This window comes from Variovorax sp. MSC1_012, from assembly GCF_023667525.1.
GTDB lineage: Bacteria > Pseudomonadota > Gammaproteobacteria > Burkholderiales > Burkholderiaceae_C > Variovorax > Variovorax beijingensis_B.
The window spans coordinates 1864413-1883271 of the sequence record NZ_CM174443.1 but is presented as its reverse complement, the minus strand read 5'-3'; the positions used below and the strand labels follow the sequence as shown (position 1 = coordinate 1883271).

15 protein-coding genes and 1 other RNA gene are annotated in these 18859 nt (G+C 68.6%); 12 read left to right on the top strand and 4 right to left on the bottom strand.

Going from position 1 to position 18859, the window contains the following annotated elements; all coding sequences use genetic code 11:
• Positions 1-139: 139 nt before the first annotated feature.
• On the top strand, positions 140-1201 hold the full coding sequence (locus L1081_RS08905; RefSeq protein WP_489416094.1) for an oxidoreductase: 1062 nt from the start codon (positions 140-142) through the stop codon (positions 1199-1201).
• A gap of 133 nt (positions 1202-1334) precedes the next feature.
• Here the strand turns inward: L1081_RS08905 and rho are convergent, their stop codons facing one another.
• Together rho and trxA are read right to left on the bottom strand one after the other, a co-directional pair.
• Positions 1335-2600: a transcription termination factor Rho gene (rho, locus tag L1081_RS08900; RefSeq protein WP_021007063.1), complete on the bottom strand. Its 1266-nt coding sequence runs from the start codon at positions 2598-2600 to the stop codon at positions 1335-1337.
• 182 nt (positions 2601-2782) lie between these two features.
• On the bottom strand, positions 2783-3115 hold the full coding sequence (trxA, locus tag L1081_RS08895) for a thioredoxin TrxA (RefSeq protein ID WP_012747433.1): 333 nt from the start codon (positions 3113-3115) through the stop codon (positions 2783-2785).
• Between the two features lie 158 nt (positions 3116-3273).
• On the opposite strand from trxA, the gene L1081_RS08890 reads away from it, so the two are divergent.
• The 6 genes from L1081_RS08890 (at position 3274) to L1081_RS08865 (ending at position 13451) form a co-directional block, all read left to right on the top strand.
• Positions 3274-5868: a PD-(D/E)XK nuclease family protein gene (locus L1081_RS08890; protein ID WP_489416093.1), complete on the top strand. Its 2595-nt coding sequence runs from the start codon at positions 3274-3276 to the stop codon at positions 5866-5868.
• A complete protein-coding gene (locus L1081_RS08885; protein ID WP_489416092.1) occupies positions 5865-9128 on the top strand; it encodes a UvrD-helicase domain-containing protein in 3264 nt (1087 codons plus the stop codon). Before L1081_RS08890 ends, L1081_RS08885 begins: the two co-directional genes overlap by 4 nt.
• A complete protein-coding gene (locus L1081_RS08880) occupies positions 9125-10363 on the top strand; it encodes a TIGR03862 family flavoprotein (protein WP_489416091.1) in 1239 nt (412 codons plus the stop codon). The genes L1081_RS08885 and L1081_RS08880 overlap by 4 nt, the downstream gene beginning before the upstream one ends.
• An 81-nt stretch (positions 10364-10444) precedes the next feature.
• A complete protein-coding gene (locus L1081_RS08875) occupies positions 10445-12358 on the top strand; it encodes a galactose oxidase-like domain-containing protein (protein ID WP_489416090.1) in 1914 nt (637 codons plus the stop codon).
• A 32-nt stretch (positions 12359-12390) separates the two neighbouring features.
• Complete coding sequence (locus L1081_RS08870; RefSeq protein WP_489416089.1) at positions 12391-12837, top strand: hypothetical protein; 447 nt, start codon at positions 12391-12393, stop codon at positions 12835-12837.
• Positions 12838-12842: 5 nt separating this feature from the next.
• The gene (locus L1081_RS08865; protein WP_489416088.1) at positions 12843-13451 is read left to right on the top strand and encodes an SCO family protein; all 609 of its coding nucleotides are present in this window, start codon (positions 12843-12845) and stop codon (positions 13449-13451) included.
• Positions 13452-13481: 30 nt separating this feature from the next.
• Here the strand turns inward: L1081_RS08865 and L1081_RS08860 are convergent, their stop codons facing one another.
• A complete protein-coding gene (locus L1081_RS08860) occupies positions 13482-14171 on the bottom strand; it encodes an HxlR-like winged helix-turn-helix transcriptional regulator (RefSeq protein WP_489416087.1) in 690 nt (229 codons plus the stop codon).
• A gap of 109 nt (positions 14172-14280) precedes the next feature.
• Here L1081_RS08860 and L1081_RS08855 point away from each other — a divergent pair, with 109 nt between their 5' ends.
• On the top strand, positions 14281-15153 hold the full coding sequence (locus L1081_RS08855) for a methyltransferase domain-containing protein (RefSeq protein ID WP_489416086.1): 873 nt from the start codon (positions 14281-14283) through the stop codon (positions 15151-15153).
• A gap of 77 nt (positions 15154-15230) precedes the next feature.
• Here the strand turns inward: L1081_RS08855 and ffs are convergent.
• Positions 15231-15327, bottom strand: an RNA gene (ffs, locus tag L1081_RS08850) — signal recognition particle sRNA small type.
• A gap of 178 nt (positions 15328-15505) precedes the next feature.
• Here ffs and dnaX point away from each other — a divergent pair.
• The 4 genes from dnaX to L1081_RS08830 all read left to right on the top strand — a co-directional run bounded on the left by dnaX (position 15506) and on the right by L1081_RS08830 (position 18835).
• On the top strand, positions 15506-17365 hold the full coding sequence (dnaX, locus tag L1081_RS08845; RefSeq protein WP_489416085.1) for a DNA polymerase III subunit gamma/tau: 1860 nt from the start codon (positions 15506-15508) through the stop codon (positions 17363-17365).
• Positions 17366-17461: 96 nt separating this feature from the next.
• Positions 17462-17794 (top strand): YbaB/EbfC family nucleoid-associated protein, encoded by a 333-nt coding sequence (locus L1081_RS08840; protein ID WP_012747441.1) that lies wholly within the window; start codon positions 17462-17464, stop codon positions 17792-17794.
• A gap of 7 nt (positions 17795-17801) precedes the next feature.
• Positions 17802-18392, top strand: coding sequence for a recombination mediator RecR (gene recR / locus L1081_RS08835; RefSeq protein ID WP_025569363.1), 591 nt, complete (start codon positions 17802-17804; stop codon positions 18390-18392).
• A 50-nt stretch (positions 18393-18442) separates the two neighbouring features.
• Positions 18443-18835, top strand: a complete 393-nt coding sequence (locus L1081_RS08830; protein ID WP_489416084.1) for an MAPEG family protein — start codon at positions 18443-18445, stop codon at positions 18833-18835.
• Positions 18836-18859: the final 24 nt, after the last annotated feature.

The following is an 18859-nucleotide window of genomic DNA, read 5'->3' as shown; positions in this document are numbered from 1 at the left end:
TGCGAGAGCCACAAGCGTGCCCAAGAGGGGCGCGCCGTTCCGGGGAGGGAAATCGCAGGGCAAGACGCCCGGCTGCACTTTTCGCGGAGCCAGCGATTATCGCATACTGTCTCGATTTGAGCGAAGGACGGCCCTCCAGATGACCCCCAGAACCCTGCGTGCCGGCCTCGTCGGCTATGGCTTTGCCGGCCAGACCTTCCATGCGCCGGTGCTTTCGGCCGTGCCGGGCCTCGAACTGGCGGCCGTGGCAAGCTCCCGCCCGCACAAGGTCCACGCCGACTGGCCCGGCGTGGCCGTGGTGCCCGATGCGGCCGCGCTCGTGGGCCGGCCGGACATCGACCTGGTGGTGGTGGCCACCCCCAACGCCCAGCACCACCCGATCGCCAAGGCGGCGCTGGAGGCCGGCAAGCACGTGGTGGTGGACAAGCCGTTCACGCTCGACGTGGCCGAGGCCAGGGAGCTCGAATTGTTGGCTCGGCGCAACAATCGCGTGCTGGCGGTCTACCAGAACCGGCGCTTCGACGCCGACTACCTCACGCTCAAGGACCTGCTGGCGAGCGGAGAACTCGGCCGGCTGGTGTACCTGGAATCGCATTTCGACCGCTTTCGCCCCGAGGTGCGCGACCGCTGGCGCGAACAGAAGGTCCCGGGCGCGGGCCTCTGGGTCGACCTGGGCTCCCATCTGGTCGACCAGGCGGTCCAGCTGTTCGGAACGCCCGACACGCTGCAACTCGACACCGCGGCCTTGCGTGACGGCGCGCAGGTCGAGGACTATTTCCACGCCGTGCTGCGCTACGAAAGCGGCCCGCATGCACCGCTGCGCGTGGTGCTGCACGCCACCACGCTCGCGGCCCATGCCGCGCCGCGTTACATCGTTCATGGCACGCGCGGCAGCTACATCAAGCACGGCGTCGATCCGCAGGAAGACGCGCTGCGCGCCGGCCAGCGGCCGCCGATGGCGGGGTGGGGTGCCGATCCGCAAGACGGCGAACTCGTGCTGCCCGCCAGCGACGGCGGCGAGCCGCAGCGCCGGGTCTGGCCCACGCGGGCCGGCAACTACCTCGAGTACTACGCCGCGGTGCGCGATGCGATCCTCGGCAACGGCCCGAACCCGGTGCCGCCCGAGCAGGCCGTCGCGCTGATGGAGCTGCTGGATCTCGGTGCGCGCAGTGCCGCTGAGGGCAAAGCGTTGCGCACATGAAAAATGCCCGCCAAAGGCGGGCATTCGTTCGTGGGGTGCCACCGATCCGGCTTTGCCGGTCGGTCAGCACCGCCCCCGGTAGGGGGAGGGCGTAGCGACACGAAGTGTCGCGCAGCCTGGGGGCGAGCAATAGTTACCCGCCGCGACGCATCATGTCGAAGAACTCGACATTGGTCTTGGTCGCCTTCATGTTCTTGAGCATGAGCTCCATCGACTCGATCTCGTCCATGTTGTACATGAGCTGGCGCAGGATGCGGGTCTTCTGCAGGATCTCGGGTGCCAGCAGCAACTCTTCGCGGCGGGTGCCGCTGCGGTTGAGCTGGATCGAGGGGAACACGCGCTTTTCGTACAGGCGGCGGTCCAGGTGGATTTCGGAATTGCCGGTGCCCTTGAACTCTTCGAAGATCACTTCGTCCATGCGGCTGCCGGTGTCGATCAGCGCGGTGCCGATGATGGTGAGCGAGCCGCCTTCTTCGACGTTGCGCGCGGCGCCCAGGAAGCGCTTGGGGCGCTGCAGCGCGTTGGAATCGACGCCGCCGGTCAGCACCTTGCCCGACGAGGGCACGACGTTGTTGTAGGCGCGGGCGAGGCGGGTGATCGAGTCGAGCAGGATCACCACGTCCTTCTTGAGCTCGACCAGGCGCTTGGCGCGCTCGATCACCATTTCGGCCACGTGCACGTGGCGCGCAGCGGGCTCGTCGAAGGTCGAGGCAATGACCTCGCCCTTCACGGTGCGCTGCATTTCGGTCACTTCTTCAGGCCGCTCGTCCACCAGCAGCACCATCATGTGCACTTCGGGGTAGTTGGCGCTGATGGCGTGGGCGATGTGCTGCATCATCACCGTCTTGCCGCTCTTGGGCGGTGCCACCAGCAGGGCGCGCTGGCCCTTGCCGATGGGGGCGATGATGTCGATGATCCGGCCCGTGATGTTCTCGTCGCTCTTGACGCCGTCGCGTTCCAGCTTCATCTGTTCCTTGGGGAACAGCGGCGTCAGGTTCTCGAACATCACCTTGTGCTTGTTCTGCTCGGGCGGACCGTCGTTGACCTTGTCGAGCTTGGTCAGCGCGAAGTAGCGCTCGCCATCCTTGGGCGTGCGCACTTCGCCTTCGATCATGTCGCCGGTGTGCAGGTTGAAGCGGCGCACCTGGCTCGGCGAGATGTAGATGTCGTCCGTGCTGGCCGTGAAGCTGGTGTCGGGGCTGCGCAGGAAGCCGAAGCCGTCGGGCAGGATTTCGAGCACACCGTCGGCAAAGACCTGTTCGCCGGCCTTGGCGCGCTTCTTGATGATCGCGAACATCAGCTCCTGCTTGCGCATGCGGCCGACGTTTTCGATCTCAAGCGCTTCAGCCTGCTTGAGGACTTCAGACACGTGGAGTGCCTTGAGTTCGTTTAAGTGCATGGAATGACCCCTTGCGGGGCAATCGATCGGAAAAACGGGGGGAGGTTTGATGTGAGGCGAGAGCTGCCTCACAAACCGGGGAACTCGAACCGGTTACCTCGAAGGGGCCGGTGATCTGTGGGAGATTATGACAGCAAAAAACCGTCCGGCCAACGCATTGCGCGCTGGCCGGGTGAAATGCCTCAGGCGAGCTGCTGGTCGATGAAGGCCGTGAGCTGCGCCTTGCTCATGGCGCCGACCTTGGTGGCGGCCAGCTGGCCGTCCTTGAACAGCATGAGCGTGGGAATGCCGCGGATGCCGAACTTGGCCGGGATGTCGCGGTTCTCGTCGACGTTGAGCTTGGCGATCTGCAGCTTGCCTTCGTAGGCGGTCGACACTTCGTCGAGGATGGGTGCGATCATCTTGCAGGGGCCGCACCATTCGGCCCAGTAGTCGACCAGCACGGGCTGGCTGGACTTGAGCACGTCGGCTTCGAAGGAAGAATCGGAGATGTGTTTGATCAGGTCGCTGGCCATGTGATGTGTCCTTGTGCGCAGAGAGTTTCGGTGCAGCTAAAGTGCTGGTCATTGTGACAGAAACCAAGGGGTGGGGTGCCATGCGGGAACGCTATGGCGCCGATAGCAAAAGCCCTTTGCGCGTTGCGCCTCCACGCCCTCCAACCCCTCGATAGAACATGAACGAAGGCCACCCCGTCCAGGCCCTGTGGTGCGACCCCGCCGACGGCGTCGTCGCGCGCATTGCCGGCGCCATTGCGCAGCACGGGCTGCATGCGGCGCGCACCGTGGTGCTGGTGCCGTATGCGCAATTGATGGGTGTGGCCCACGGCATGTGGTCGCGCTGCGGCAGCCCGGGCTTCGCGCCGCGCTTCGAAACCACGCGCAACTGGGCGCGCAGCGCGGGCGGCTTCCTGCCCACGGGCTATGACATCGCATTCGACATGGCGCGCGACCTGGTCACGGCGCAGGCGCTGCTGTCGCAGGCCGGCTTTGCCGCCGAACGCTTCGCGCTGGCCGGGCGCGTGGTCGAGCTGGCTTACCAGCTGGCCCCCCTGGCGGCCGCCGCGCTGCCCGAGGTGCGCGGCAGCGAATGGGCACAGCGCGCGGCCCACGTCGCCGAAGCGGGCAGCGAGTCGGAATGGTTCCGCATCGAGAGCGCACTGATCCGCGTCGCGGTGGCCTGGGCCGCCAATTCGGGCTACGCGACCGACGTACTGCTGCGCGACGCCGTCCGCGCGCAGGTCGATGCGCTGATTGTGCTCGAAGGCTTCCAGGCCGATCCGCTCACGCAGACGCTCTGTACCTTGTGGGGTGATCGCGCGATCCATCTCTCGCTGGTGCCGACAAGCCCTGCGGCCACCACGGCAGGCGCGCATGTCGCCGCCGACCCCGAGGACGAAGCCGAGCTGGCGGCCGCCTGCGTGCTGCGGCACCTGGCCGAGGGCCGTGCGCCGGTAGCGCTGATAGCGACCGACCGTGCGCTTACGAGGCGCATCGGCGCGCAGCTCCAGGCGCAGGGTGTCACGGCGCACGACGAAACCGGCTGGAAGCTCTCCACCACGCGCGCCGCCGCCACCGTGATGAGCGCGCTGCGCGCCTGTGCGCACGATGCCGGCAGCGACCAGGTGCTCGAATGGCTCAAGAGCGGCGCCGACGGCGATGCGCTCGCCACCCAGGCGCTCGAAGCCCGGCTGCGGCGCGAAGGCGTGCGCGAGTGGTCCGCCTGGTGCGGCCAGGCCGCGCGCAGCGAGAAGCCGCAGGACATCGCGCTGCTGCCTTTCACCGAAGCCGTCGAAGGCCGCCGCATGGCCATGGCCCGCTCGCGGCCCCTGGCCGACTGGCTGCGCGCGCTGCGCGAACTGCTCGAGGCCGGCGAGCAATGGGAGCCGCTCGCAACCGACATGGCCGGCGCCAAGGTGATCGGCGCCCTGTGGCTCGATGCGGATGCCCACGGCGACGACGACGAATTTCCCGGCGGACGCCACACCCTGGCCGAGTTCACGGCCTGGGTGCGCGACGTGCTGGAGGACGCGAGCTTCGTGCCGCCCGCCGGCAGCGAGGCGCCGCAGGTGGTGGTGCTACCGCTGCACCAACAGCTCGGCCGCGCGTTCGGCGCCGTGGTCATTCCCGGGTGCGACGACCGGCGCCTGCCCGCATCGCCCGAGCCGCCTGGCAACTGGAGCGCCGCCCAGCGCGCCGAACTGGGCCTGCCCGCGCGCGAGACGCTCGAGGCCGCGCAACGCTCGGCCTGGGCCGCGGCCTTGTGCAACCCGTGCTGCGAAGTGCTGTGGCGCCAATCCGATGCGAGCGGCGAGCCGGTGCGCCCCAGCCCGCTGGTGCAGGCGCTGCAGCTCGACCACGCCCTCCAAATGACGGCGGACCCGCGCACGCCGCGCGAGGTGGCGCTGCAGCCGACCGCCTACCCCACGCCGTCAGGCGCGCTGCTGCCACTGCGCAACATCTCCACCAGCGTCTACGAAGACCTGCGCCGCTGCCCCTACCGCTTCTTCGCGCTGCGACAACTGGGCCTGCGCAGCGCCGACGAACTCGATGCCGAGGTCGACAAGCGCGACTTCGGCAACTGGCTGCATGCCGTGCTGGGCCATTTCCACGAGGCGCTGAAAGAGAAGCCAACCAGCGATGCCGCCGAGCGCGTGGCGTACATCAGCGCGGCGGCCGAGCGCGCCACGCGCGAGTTCGGACTGTCCGATGCCGAGTTCCTGCCGTTCGCCGCGGCGTGGCCCGCAGTGCGCGACGGCTACCTTCAATGGCTTGCCGGACACGAGGCGAGCGGTGCCGTCTTCGCCGAATCCGAGCCCTGGATGGAGCAGCCGCTGGGCAGCCTGCAGCTGGTCGGCCGGCTGGATCGCATCGACCGCATGCCGGACGGCCAGGCCTTCGTGATCGACTACAAGACCGAATCGGCTGCGGTGACCAAGGAGCGCGTGAAGGATCCGACCGAGGACACGCAGCTCGCCTTCTATGCCGCGCTGGTGGCCGACGACACGCTGCGCGCGGCCTACGTCAACGTCGGCGAGAAGTCGTCCGGCACGCAGACCGTCGAGCAACCCGTGGTGGTGGAGGCGCGCGATGCGCTGGTGGCAGGCATCCTCGACGACTTCACCCGCATCGCCCAGGGCGCGGCGCTGCCGCCGCTGGGAGAGGGTGCCATCTGCGACTACTGCGCAGCGCGCGGGCTTTGCAGAAAAGATTTCTGGGAGATCGAACAGCCTGTACTTTCGTCTCCGACCGAGGGAGGGCCTGCGAAATGAACGGCGCCGCCTACGAACACAACGGCCGGCACGTCACGCGCGAGGCCTTCTACACCGTCGCCTGCGATCCGCGGCGCTCGGTGGCCGTCGAAGCCTGCGCCGGCGCGGGCAAGACCTGGATGCTGGTGTCGCGCATCCTGCGTGCGCTGCTCGAAGAGGGCGAATCCGCCTGCGAGCCGCACGAGATCCTGGCCATCACCTTCACCAAGAAGGCCGCCGGCGAAATGCGCGAGCGGCTCGACCAATGGCTCGAGCAGTTCGCCGAGCGCAGCCCCGAAGAGCTGGTGCGCGAACTCGTCGTTCGCGGTGTCGAACCCGCCGCCGCGCTCGCTGCCGTACCGCGCCTGCAGGGCCTCTACAGGCGCCTGCTCGAAGGCGGCCGGCCGGTGCAGTTCCGCACCTTCCACGCCTGGTTCGCCGGCCTGCTGCGCAATGCGCCGCTGGCGGTGCTGCGCGAACTCGGCCTGCCCGCGAACTACGAGCTGCTCGAGGACGATGCCGAGGCGCGCTCGCGCACCTGGCGCCCCTTCTTCGAAGCGGTGACGGCCGACAAGGAGGCGCTGGCCGACTACTACGCCGTCGTTGCCACTTATGGCCGGTCGCAGACCGCCAAGGCGCTGGGCGAAGCGCTCACGCGCCGGGTCGAATTCTCGCTGTCCGACCCGGCGTCGGCGGTGCAGCATTTCGGCGCACTTCATCCGTCGCTCGAGGGACTCGATCAGCCCACAGAAGCGCTGCGCGGTGAGCAGGCCAGGCGGCGCTGGCTCGACCGTGCCGCCGCACTCGGCCGCGAAGCCAACAAGACGCCGCAGAAAGCGGCCGATGCGATCATCGACGTGTTCGGCACCGGCGAGCCAGCGCGGGAATCGCTCGCGGCCGCACTCGCGCACCTGCGCAAGAATTTCTTCGTCGCCACCGAAGACCGGCTCAACAAGAACCTGCAGAAATACCCCGCCGCGCAGGAAGCAGAGGCCGAGCTCCAGACGCTCTGCGCCGCGCAGGCCCAGCACGCCGCTTGGCTGTACCAGCAGCGCATGACGCGCCTCACGCGCCTTCTGATCTCCGCCTTCGCCGAGGTCAAGCGCGCCCATGGCTGGGTCGACATGAACGACGTCGAACAGGCCGCGCAATTGCTGCTGGGCCAGTCGGCGCTGTCGGGCTGGGTGCAGGAACGGCTCGATGCACGCATCGCGCATCTGCTGATCGACGAATTCCAGGACACCAATCCGCTGCAATGGCAGGCGCTCTACGGCTGGCTCAGCGCCTACACCGGCGCGGGCGGGCGCGCACCGCGTGTCTTCATCGTGGGCGACCCGAAGCAGAGCATCTACCGCTTCCGCCGCGCCGAGCCGCAGGTGTTCATCGCCGCGAAGAAATTCGTGCGTGAAGGGCTGGGCGGCGAGCTGCTCAATTGCGACCACACCCACCGCAACGCGCGTGCGGTGGTCGGCCTCGTCAACCAGGCGATGCTGGCCGCGCAGGACGCCGGCGAGTTCGACGGCTACCGCGCGCACACCACCGAACGCAACGACCAGGGCGGGCTGCTCAAGCTCCCGCCCATCGATCGCGGCGCCCTCGATACGGCGGCCGAGGCCGCGCCCGCCGACGACGGCATGCTGCACTGGCGCGACAGCCTCGTCACGCCGCGGGTGCTGCCCGAAGAGCAGCTGCTGCAGAAGGAGTGCGAGCAGGCCGCGCGCTGGGTCGCGCAGCGCATTGCCGATGGCACGCCGCCGCGACAGATCATGGTGCTGGCGCGCCGCCGCAACCGGCTGTCTGCCATGCAGGACGCGCTGCGCCAGCGCCACATTCCCGTGCAGCAGCCCGAGAAGAACGAACTGCACGACGCCCCCGAAGTGCAGGACGTGGTGGCGCTGATCGATGCGCTGGTGTCGCCCGCGCACGACCTTTCTCTGGCGCGCGCGCTCAAGTCGCCGCTGTTCGGCATCGGCGACGATGCGCTGGTGCAGCTGGCGCTGCGCCAGCGCGAGCATCCCTCGTCGAGCTGGTTCGCGCTGATCCAGAAAGGCGAGGGCCTGCCGGCGGAACTGGTCGCGGCCGGCGCCAGGCTCAGGCAATGGCAGCGCTGGCTCGCTGCATTGCCGCCGCACGATGCGCTCGATGCGATCTTTCACGATGGCGACGTGCTGGCCAGGTTTGGCGCCGCCATGCCTTCGGCCATGCGACAGAGCGCCCTGGCCAATCTGCGCGGGCTGCTGGCGGCCTCGCTCGAGATCGAAGGTGCGCGCTTCGCCACGCCCTATGCGCTGGTGCGCGCGTTGCGCGCCGGCGGTGTCAGGGCGCCGTCCGTCGCCGTGCCTGATGCAGTGCAACTGCTCACCGTGCACGGCGCCAAGGGCCTCGAGGCCGACACCGTGCTCATGCTCGACTGCGACGCGCCGCCGCCGCGCGCCCAGACCATGGGCGTGCTGGTCGAATGGAAAGGCAGCGACAGCGCACCCACGCGCTTCGTGTTCCTGGCGAGCGAAAAAACGCCGCCGGGCTGCGCGGCCACGCTGCTCGAGGAAGAGCAGCGCGCGCGCCATCGCGAGGAGCTCAACGGCCTCTACGTCGCGACCACGCGGGCGCGCGAACACCTCGTGCTGTCGTCGGTGCAGCCGGCCCGGGCCAACGAGGGCAGCTGGTGGTCGCGGCTCGAATCGATGTGCGAGCCCGTCGAAGCCGATGAGCCGCTGCTCGCGCTGCCGGTGGAGACCGGGGCCGGCAGTTTCTCGATGAAGAAGATGCCCGTCCTCGCCCCTGCGGCCAAGGAACTTCCAGCCACCAGGAAAGCCGCCGGCGGTACCGTCGATGCACGGGCAGCCGCCTTCGGCCAGGCGATGCACCGGCTGCTCGAATGGGCCCTGCCGGGCGAGGCGCTGCCGCCCGCGCATGTGCGCGCCGCGGCCCGCGAATTCATGCTCGACGCGCAACAGGCGCGTGGCGCCGCGGTGCTGGCAGAGCGCATTCGCGCGGGCGCCGGCGCCTGGGCGTGGGATGAGCGCATGATCGACTGGCACGGCAACGAAGTGACGCTGGTCCACGAAGGCGAGACGCTGCGCATCGACCGGCTGGTGCGCGAGCGAGCCAGCGGTGCCTGGTGGATCCTCGACTACAAATCCGCTGCGCGCCCCGAACGGGACGCGGAATTGATCGCACAGATGCAGCGCTACCGCGCGGCCGTGCAACATGCCTATCCCGGTACCTTGGTGCGCGCCGCGTTCCTGACCGGGCAGGGCGAACTGGTAACTCTCGAATGACTCTTTCCCAAACCGTCGCCGTGATCGGCGGCGGACCGGCCGGCCTGATGGCGGCCGAAGTCCTGAGCGCGTCCGGCGTGCAGGTGCACGTCTACGACGCGATGCCCTCGGTGGGCCGCAAGTTCCTGCTGGCCGGCCGCGGCGGGCTGAACCTCACGCACTCGGAGCCCTTCGACGTGTTCATGACCCGCTTCGGCGAGCGCCGTGCGCAGCTCGAACCGATGCTCGCGCGCTTCGGTCCGCAGCAGGTGCGCGAATGGGCGGCCGGCCTCGGCATCGAGACCTTCGTCGGCACCTCGGGCCGCGTGTTTCCGACCGACATGAAGGCTGCGCCGCTTTTGCGCGCCTGGCTGCACCGGCTGCGTGCGGCGGGCGTGCAGTTTCATATGCGCCACCGCTGGCTTGGCGACTCATCGCTCGACACCGCCTCGCTGCGCTTCGCCACTTCGGCGGGCGAGGCCATCGTAAAGGCCGATGCGGTGGTGCTTGCGCTCGGCGGTGCGAGCTGGGCGCGGCTGGGCTCCGATGGCGCATGGGCGCCATGGCTGCAGGCGCGCGGTATCGACATTGCGCCGCTGCTGCCCGCCAACTGCGGCTTCGACGGGGCAGGGTGGAGCGAGCATTTCGCGAGCCGTTTCGCGGGCCAGCCCTTCAAGTCGGTCGCGATTTCGTTCACCGATAGCCAGGGCCGCCGCTTCGCGCGCAAGGGCGAATTCGTTGCCACCGCTACCGGCATCGAGGGCAGCCTGATCTATGCGGCGTCGGCCCTGCTGCGCGACGAGATCGCCGCGCACGGCAGCGCGACGCTGCTGCTCGATCTGCTGCCCGACCGCAGTGCCGAGCAGGTGCTGGCCGCCGTGAAGCATCCGCGCGGCGCCCGCTCGCTCAGCAGCCATCTGAAGAGCCGGCTCGGACTGGAAGGCATCAAGGCCGGCGTGCTGCACGAGGCGCTGAGCCGCGAAGCCATGCAGGACCCCGTGCAGCTGGCGGCGACGATCAAGGCCGTGCCGCTGCGGCTGGTCGCAACCCGGCCCATCGACGAAGCCATCAGCACCGCAGGCGGCGTGCGCTTCGAGACGCTCGACGAGCGGCTCATGGCAAGCGCGGTGCCGGGCGTGTTCGTGGCGGGGGAAATGCTCGACTGGGAGGCGCCGACCGGCGGCTACCTGCTGACGGCGTCGATGGCGAGCGGGGCGGCCGCGGCGCACGGAGCGATCAAGCAGCTGGGCTTTTGAAGGCATAACTGAATACTTTTGTATTGTTTATTGCACGCGCAAGGAATAAGCTGCGATCAGACAAAAAATAAAGGAGCAGCGATGACCAGCGTTCCATCGCCGCGCGCTGCGCGCGGGCTTGCTTATGCATCCCTGGTGTTCCTGGTTTGGTCCGGCGGTGACGCAGGAGGCGGCGCCCGCGCGCAGGGCGCAAATCCGACGCTGGCGGGCACGTCCGCATCGGCAAGCAAGCCGGCGCCACCAGACGGACAGCCGGCGTCCCTCATCAGTCCGTCCCCCGGCACCAAGTTCGCCAGCCGCAGCGCGACCTTCGTCTGGAACAACACGGGTGCCAACCAGTACGGCTTGACGATCCTGTCGGCCTCTTCGACGACACCCGTGGTGGACACATCGACAAGTGCGACAACGCTGACGGTGACAAACCTTCCCATCGACGGCGCGGGGCTCGTCGTCCGGCTGCGCTCCCGATTCAAGGGGAAGTGGCTGCCGGCCAACGAGTACCTGTTCACGGCAGCCGGATACACCGCGGCGCAATCGACCGCCGCGGTGAAGCCCTGGTCCGATCTGATCGCGCTGCCACTCGTGCCCGCATCGGCCGCCAACCTCCCCGACGGCAAGCTGCTGCTGTGGGCAGCCCGCTCGCCCACGAGCTTCAGCACGAGCAGCAGCGAGGCATACACCTACACCTCGGTGTTCGACCCCGTCACGCGAAGCGCCAGCCCGCTGGTGGTCACGGCCACCGGCCACCAGATGTTCTGCCCTGGCCTGAGCATGCTGGCCGATGGCAGCGTGCTGGTCAGCGGCGGCAGCGATGCGACGAAGACCTCGATCTACGACCCGGCGCTGGGCGGCTGGGTGACGGGTGCGCAACTCGGCATTGCACGTGCCTACCAGTCGAGCACGACAATGTCCGACGGCTCCGTGTTCACAGTCGGCGGGTCGTGGAATGGCGGGCAGGGCGGCAAGTACGGCGAGGTGTGGTCGGCCGACACCAAGACCTGGCGCACGCTGTCCGGCGTACCGGCCCACATGCCCGATGCGAGCAATGTCTCGAACCCGCCGCTGGCCGGACCGGACGCGGCCGGGGTCTACCGGGGCGACAACCACATGTGGCTGTTCGGCGCCGCCAACGGCTGGGTATTCCACGCCGGGCCTGCTGCCGCAATGCATTGGATCGACACGCGCGGCAGCGGCGCCATCCTGCAGGCCGGGCCACGCAGCGACGACCCCTACGCCATGACCGCCAGCGCCGTGATGTACGACATCGGCAAGATCCTCAAGCTCGGCGGCGCGCCCAACCACGACAGCGGCAACGCCTTCAAGACCGCCTACATCATCGACATCAGCGCGGGCGCGCCGACGCCACCCACGGTGCGCAAGCTTTCGCCGATGGCCTATGGCCGCACCTTTGTCAACAGCGTGGTGCTGCCCAACGGCGAGGTGTTCGTGATAGGCGGCCAGACGCAGCCCGTTCCGTTTTCCGACTCCTACAGTGTGCTGGCGGCCGAACTGTGGAGCCCGGCGCTGGAGAGCTTCATCACGGTGCCGCCGATGCAGAAGCCGCGCAACTATCACAGCGTGGCCCTGCTGCTGCCGGACGGACGCGTGCTGGCGGGCGGCGGCGGGCTGTGCGACTGTGCGGGCGACCACCCGGATGCGGAGATCTACACGCCCCCGTACCTGCTGGCGAGCGACGGTTCGCCGGCGTCCCGTCCGGGCATCACGGCCGCGCCGGCCAGCGCCACATGGGGGAGCCAGATCGCCGTGGCGACCGACCGCGCGGCGGCCCGCTTCGCGCTGGTGCGCATGGCATCGGCCACTCACTCGGTCAACACCGATCAGCGCCGCATCCCGCTGTCGTTCACGGGCACGGCGGGCAACTACCAGTTGAGCATTCCGACCGATCGCGGGACGGTGCTGCCGGGCAACTACATGCTGTTCGCGCTCGACAGCAGCGGCGTGCCGAGCGTGGCGCGCACCATCAACATCCGGTAGCGGCCGGCGTGCTCGCGAAGCCGAGGCTTTCGATGATGACGCTGGCGCTGGCGCTCGGAACCGCACTGGCCGCTGGCCCGGCGTGGTCCGGAAAGTCTGAAGCCGCCGTGCCTTCCTCGGTGGCGCGTGGCGCGCGCCTGTTCGATGGCACCGAGCCACTCGCCGGCACGCTGTCCGGCCACAGCGCACCGCTGCCGGGCGCAGCGACGCGCTGCATCCAGTGCCACGCGGGCCCCGGCAAGTCCACTGCCGCTGTCTCCGGTTTCGCGCCGCCGCTCGACCGGCGCCAATTGCGCGAAGTCCTCCCGCGCCGCGGCGGCCCGCCCGTCGCGTACGAGCGCGCATCCTTCTGCCGCACGCTGCGCACCGGCGTCGACCCGGCCCACGTCACGCTGCCCCGAGCCATGCCGCGCTTCGACGCCGACGAAGGCCAGTGCGCGGCGTTGTGGGACTACCTGACGCAAGCCCTTTCTCAATGAACCCAATGAACCCAATGAACGCGCGGGCCCCCTTCATATCCTTGCGGGTTGCATCCCGCGGGCGCCGGCGCCTGATTGCCGCCGGTGCACTGGCGTGGCTGGGTGTACCTGCGGCCCGCGCAAACAGCAGCATTGGCCCGGTGCTGCCGGCGGTGCCGGCTCCGGCCCTGCCGCTGCGGCGCCACGACGGCGCCACACCCATGCTCGCGGCGCAGTTGCGAGGCGCCCCAACCGCCGTTCAATTGATGTTTACCGGATGCAGCACGGTCTGCCCGATCCAGGGGGCCTTGTTCTCGACGCTGCAGGCGGCATTGCTGTCGGAGCGCAACACGGCGGTGCACCTGCTGTCGCTGAGCATCGACCCGCTGTCCGACGACCCTGTTGCACTGAGCGCCTGGTTGCGGCGCTTCGGCGCACGGCCAACGTGGAGCGCGGCGGCGCCAGCCCCCGAGGCACTCGAGACAATGCTCTCGCTGTTCACGGGAGGCGCGGCAGCGGGCGACCGCCATACTGGCCAGGTTTATCTGTTCGATCGCCACGCCCGGCTGGTCTGGCGAACCAGCGAGTTGCCGCCGACCGAAGAGGTCATGGCCGGACTGCGGCAGATTGGTTAGTTGGATGCAGCGGCTGCGGCGGGGAAGGCCTCAGAGCCGCGCTGCGACCCGGGTGTCGGCGAAAACGCTGCGCCCGAGCCAGCGCCAGAGGTCGCGGGTATCGGATTCCGTGCCGATGACGCGCAGGCGCCGCTCGAGCAACGCAGCCTCGGCGTCGAGATCGCCGGTCCAGATCTCGGTCAGCGTCCGCACGGTCGATTCGACGATCAGCGTCGGTTCCTCGCCGGGGTTGTCGCGGCAGAGGTCGGCGCTGCCCTGGTCGACCACCAGCCACCAGCGCCGCTCGCCCTCGGCTGCGTCGGTGAAGCGGAAGTGGATCACGATGCAGCGCGCGCGAGGACACTCGTCGATCCGCACGAAGCGGCGGACGTCCCACATCAGGAAGCCGGCATCCAACTGGTCGCGCTTGAGCCGGCTGCCGATCCAGCGCGCGCCCCAATGGCCCAGCGCCATCACGATCGGGCGCAATTCCTCGCCCGCTGCGGTCAGGTGGTATTCGGCCGTGCTGCCATCGCCCTGCACCCGCTTGACGACACCTACGTCCTCGAGCTTGCGCAGGCGCTGCGCAAGCAGCGAGCCCGACATGCGCGGCACGCCGCGCCGGATGTCGTTGAAGCGCGTGCTGCCGCACAGCAGTTCGCGCACCACCAGGGGCGTCCAGCGCTCGCAAAGCACCTCGGCGCCGCGCGCCACGGTACAGAACTGGCCGTAGTCGATCATGGTGCCAATTTAGTCCTTGAGGCGAGCCGAGGCCAGTACAAATTCTGGACTGGCGAACCTCGGGCTGCGCTGCCATTCTTGAGACTCCCTCACTCGATGGAGACCCATCATGACCACCGTCACAGCCCCGCCGGCATTCAACGCTGCCGCCTTCAAGACCACCACCCGGGCTCAGTGGCAAGCTGCCGCCGAGGCCTGGCATCGCTGGGGGCCGTTTCTCGGCCGCTGGCTGGGCGATGCAACGGAAACGATGTTCGACCTGGCCCGCATCGGGCCCGGCAGCCGGGTGCTCGACGTCGCGGCTGGTGCAGGAGAGCAGTCGATCGGTGCTGCGCGGCGCGCGGGCGCCAGCGGCCACGTGCTCGCGACCGACATCGCGCCGGCCTTGCTCGAGCGCGCGGCGGCGGATGCCAAGGCCGCGGGACTGTCGAACCTCGAGACCCTGGAACTCGACGGCGAGGCGCTCGACACGCTGCCCGCCGGCAGCTTCGACGCGGCAATCAGCCGCGTGGGCCTGATCTACTTTCCCGACCAGCAGCGCGCGCTCGCCGGCATGCGGCGGGCCTTGCGTCCGGGCGGGCGGGTGTCGGCGGTCGTCTACTCGACTCCCGAGCGCAATGCCTTCTTCTCGATTCCCGTAAAGATCATCCGCGAACGGGCGCGGCTTCCCGCGCCGCTGCCGGGCCAGCCCGGGCCCTTTTCGCTCGGTGCCGAGGGTGCGCTCGAGGCCGCGTTTGCCAAAGCGGGTTTGCGCGACATCGAGGTGCGCCGGGTGCCGTCGCCGGTGCGGCTGGCGAGCGCAGCCGAATGCGTGCGCTTCGAGCGCGAGTCCTTCGGAGCGCTGCACCAGATGATGGTCGGACTCGACGAGGCCGAGCGTGCGCGCACCTGGGATTCCATTGAAGAGGCGCTGCGGCAGTTCGAAAGCAGCGAAGGCTTCGTCGGACCCTGCGAGATGCTGGTCGGTGCCGCAAGCACGTGAAGGTGGGAGCAGGGCTCGCAGCCCTTCTTTCAGCGCGTGAATTCTTGCCTTGAGAACTCACGGCTTTTCGATGTTAGGTTGACGAGCCTTACCCCTGGCACTGACTACGCAGTTAGGGCTGCTTGGTTCCCCACCTGACCCGGTTGGCCACTTCACCATGCAGGGAGGCCCGTCAGCACTTATTGTAACCCCCCAGGCTGCGCGCACTTCGTGTCGCTTCGCCCACCCCCTGCTGGGGGCGACACCAGAGGCCCGGCAAAGCCGGTTCCTCGGTGTCCCACGAAAAAGAGGGGGCCATTTTGATTGCGGGGTGAGGGCAAGGGGCACCGCCGCGCCTTTTAGAATGCCCGCAATGTCTTATCTCGTGCTCGCTCGCAAGTTCCGTCCGAAAACCTTCGGTGAGATGGTCGGTCAGGGGCACGTGGTGCAGGCGCTCGAGAACGCGTTGACCACGCAGCGCCTGCATCACGCCTATCTTTTCACCGGGACGCGGGGCGTGGGCAAGACCACCGTCTCGCGCATCCTGGCCAAGTCGCTCAACTGCCAGGGGCCGGACGGGCAGGGCGGCATCACGGCCACGCCTTGCGGGGTGTGCCAGGCCTGCAAGGACATCGATTCGGGCCGTTTCGTCGACTACACCGAACTCGACGCGGCATCGAACCGCGGCGTGGACGAGGTGCAGTCGCTGCTCGAGCAGGCGGTCTACAAGCCGGTGCAGGGGCGCTTCAAGGTCTTCATGATCGACGAAGTGCACATGCTCACCAACACCGCGTTCAACGCGATGCTGAAGACGCTCGAGGAGCCGCCGGAATACCTCAAGTTCGTGCTCGCGACCACCGATCCGCAGAAGGTGCCGGTCACGGTGCTGTCGCGCTGCCTCCAGTTCAACCTGCGGCCGATGGCGCCCGAGACGGTGCTGGAGCACCTCACGGGCGTGCTGCAGGCCGAACAGGTGCCGGCCGAGCCGCAGGCGCTGCGCCTGCTGGCGCGCGCCGCACGCGGCTCGATGCGCGATGCGCTGTCGCTCACCGACCAGGCCATTGCGTTCGGCAACGGCGAACTGCTCGAAAACGGCGTGCGCCAGATGCTCGGCAGCGTGGACCGCGGCCATGTGTTCAAGCTGATCGAGGCGCTCGCGCAGGGCGACGGCCGGACGGTGGTCGACACTTCCGAGGCGCTGCGGCGCGACGGCATGTCCGCCGCGTCCACGCTGGAAGAAATGACCGCGGTGCTGCAGGCCATGGCCGTGCTGCAGGCGGTGCCGTCGCGGGCGGAATCAGCCGATTCGGCGACCGACCCCGATGCGGCCGATACGGCGCGCCTCGCGTCGCTGATGCCGGCCGACGAAACCCAGTTGCTCTATAGCCTGTGCCTGCACGGGCGCGGCGAACTGGGGCTGGCGCCTGACGAGTACGCGGCGCTGACCATGGTGCTGCTCAGGCTTCTGGCCTTCAAGCCTTCCAACGCGGCCGCTTCTTCGGCCTCCGCGGAAAAAAAAACTCTGAATGAAGCCGCCCGGGCGGTTTCGGTCCCTGCGCCCGTAGCGCCGGCTCATCAAGACACGGCGGCGATCGCCGCGCCGCCAGCGTCGATTTCCGTCGCTGCGCCGGTGCCACGGTCCAACCCGGTACCGGCCGGCCAGCGCCTGGCCGTGGTCAGCGAGCCCGTGCGGCCAAACGGGCCCCGGCCTTCCGCCGAGGCCGAACCCTCGGCGGCTGCCGAGGCGCCCCGGGTGCTTGCCGTTCCCATGCGCGTGCAGCCGCCGCCGAGCCAACGGGACGTGCCGCGCTCCGACGAGCAGCGCGGACCGGCGCCGCCGATTCCACCGAGCGAGGACGGCGACTTCTGGCACGCCACGGTCACGCAGATGATCGCGGCCGAGAGCATCAGCGCGCTGGCGCGCGAACTCGCGCTGCAGTCGCAGCTGGTGGCGCGCGACGTCGACCAGTGGATACTTCGCGTCGAGCGCGAACTGCTCAACCAGCCTTCGGCCCGCGAGAAGCTCACGGATGCACTGGCCGCGCTGGGCCACGGCGTTAAGCTCGCAATCGAGATCGGCGGCGTGGTCGACAGCCCCGCGCGCCGCAACAAGCAGGCGGCCGACGAGCGCCAGCGCGTGGCCGAAGAGGCCATCCGCAGCGATCCCGAAGTGCAGATGCTGATGCGCGAATTCGATGCGAAGATCGTGCCTGGAACACTCAAGCCCGCCTGACGGACGCCACTGAAAAACCGTGCCGGCTCTTGCGGCATTCGGCATCGGCCGCCATCTCTCTTATCCTTCCCCCATTCCAACCAATCAGGACCAACGATGTTCAACAAAGGACAACTGGCCGGCCTCATGAAGCAGGCGCAGGCAATGCAGGACAACCTCAAGAAGGCCCAGGAAGAACTGGCCACCATCGAGGTCGAAGGCGAGTCGGGCGCGGGCCTCGTCAAGGTCGTGATGACCTGCAAGCACGACGTCAAGCGCATCACCATCGACCCGAGCCTTTTGGCCGACGACAAGGACATGCTCGAAGACCTCGTGGCTGCCGCCTTCAATGCCGCGGTGCGCAAGGCCGAGGAAACCAGCGAGCAGAAGATGGGCAAGCTCACCGCGGGCATGCCGGGCCTCCCGCCCGGCATGAAGCTGCCGTTCTGAGCCATTGATGGCCGACGCCAGTTCGCTCGACGCCCTGGTCGATGCGCTGCGCCGCCTGCCGGGTGTCGGCGTCAAGTCGGCCTCGCGCATGGCCTTCCACTTGCTGCAGCATGACCGCGAGGGCGCGCAGCTGCTTGCGCGCGCCTTGCAGCAGGCGGCCGGCAACGTGCGGCATTGCGAACGCTGCAACACTTTCACCGAAGCGCCGGTCTGCAACGTGTGCCTGGACACGCGCCGCGACGCAGGCAAGCTCTGCGTGGTCGAGACGCCGGCCGACCAGGCCGCGCTCGAGCGCACCGGTGCCTTCCGCGGCTACTACTTCGTGCTGATGGGCAAGCTCAGCCCGCTCGACGGCATCGGGCCCAAGGACATCGGCCTGCAGAAGCTCTTCGACCGCGCGCTGGACGGCACCGTGAGCGAGGTCATCCTGGCCACCAACTTCACGGCGGAGGGCGAAGCCACCGCGCACGTGATCGGCGAAGCGCTCCGGCAGCGCGGCCTGAACGTGACGCGCCTCGCGCGCGGCGTGCCCGCCGGCAGCGAACTCGAATACGTGGATCTCGGGACCATCGCGCATGCCCTGGTGGACCGCCGATAGCGCGCAGCGGCCGCTGCAGCCGCTGTGCTGAACGGAGACAAGCAACCCCCATGACTTTTTCCTTGCTCACCGTCGCCTACTGGTGCGTGTTCATCGCATGCGGCCTGCCGTATTTCGCGGCATGGATCGCCAAGGCCGGCAGCTTCGGTCCGCGCGACAACGTGCAGCCGCGCGACTGGGCCGCAAAGCAAAGCGGCTGGCGCGCGCGCGCCAACAGCGCGCAGGCCAACAGCTTCGAGGGCCTTCCGTTCTTCATCGGCGCTGTGATCATTGCGCATCAGCTCGGCGCCGATCAGGCGCGGCTCGACATGCTGGCGGCGGCCTATGTCGTACTGCGTGTGATCTATATCGCGGTTTATATCAAGGGCATCGGCTCCGTGCGAAGTGCGGTCTGGGCACTCGGTTTCGTGGTCAATATCGCGATCCTTTTCATCGCGCGGTAAGAGCGAAAAAAGCCTCTGCGCCAG

Bases quoted from the DNA above. Each gene is read 5' to 3' on its own strand.
- L1081_RS08905 (WP_489416094.1), top strand. From the start codon at position 140: ATGACCCCCAGAACCCTGCGTGCCGGCCTCGTCGGCTATGGCTTTGCC.
- rho (WP_021007063.1), bottom strand. From the start codon at position 2,600: ATGCACTTAAACGAACTCAAGGCACTCCACGTGTCTGAAGTCCTCAAG.
- trxA (WP_012747433.1), bottom strand. From the start codon at position 3,115: ATGGCCAGCGACCTGATCAAACACATCTCCGATTCTTCCTTCGAAGCC.
- L1081_RS08890 (WP_489416093.1), top strand. From the start codon at position 3,274: ATGAACGAAGGCCACCCCGTCCAGGCCCTGTGGTGCGACCCCGCCGAC.
- L1081_RS08885 (WP_489416092.1), top strand. From the start codon at position 5,865: ATGAACGGCGCCGCCTACGAACACAACGGCCGGCACGTCACGCGCGAG.
- L1081_RS08880 (WP_489416091.1), top strand. From the start codon at position 9,125: ATGACTCTTTCCCAAACCGTCGCCGTGATCGGCGGCGGACCGGCCGGC.
- L1081_RS08875 (WP_489416090.1), top strand. From the start codon at position 10,445: ATGACCAGCGTTCCATCGCCGCGCGCTGCGCGCGGGCTTGCTTATGCA.
- L1081_RS08870 (WP_489416089.1), top strand. From the start codon at position 12,391: ATGATGACGCTGGCGCTGGCGCTCGGAACCGCACTGGCCGCTGGCCCG.
- L1081_RS08865 (WP_489416088.1), top strand. From the start codon at position 12,843: ATGAACCCAATGAACGCGCGGGCCCCCTTCATATCCTTGCGGGTTGCA.
- L1081_RS08860 (WP_489416087.1), bottom strand. From the start codon at position 14,171: ATGATCGACTACGGCCAGTTCTGTACCGTGGCGCGCGGCGCCGAGGTG.
- L1081_RS08855 (WP_489416086.1), top strand. From the start codon at position 14,281: ATGACCACCGTCACAGCCCCGCCGGCATTCAACGCTGCCGCCTTCAAG.
- dnaX (WP_489416085.1), top strand. From the start codon at position 15,506: ATGTCTTATCTCGTGCTCGCTCGCAAGTTCCGTCCGAAAACCTTCGGT.
- L1081_RS08840 (WP_012747441.1), top strand. From the start codon at position 17,462: ATGTTCAACAAAGGACAACTGGCCGGCCTCATGAAGCAGGCGCAGGCA.
- recR (WP_025569363.1), top strand. From the start codon at position 17,802: ATGGCCGACGCCAGTTCGCTCGACGCCCTGGTCGATGCGCTGCGCCGC.
- L1081_RS08830 (WP_489416084.1), top strand. From the start codon at position 18,443: ATGACTTTTTCCTTGCTCACCGTCGCCTACTGGTGCGTGTTCATCGCA.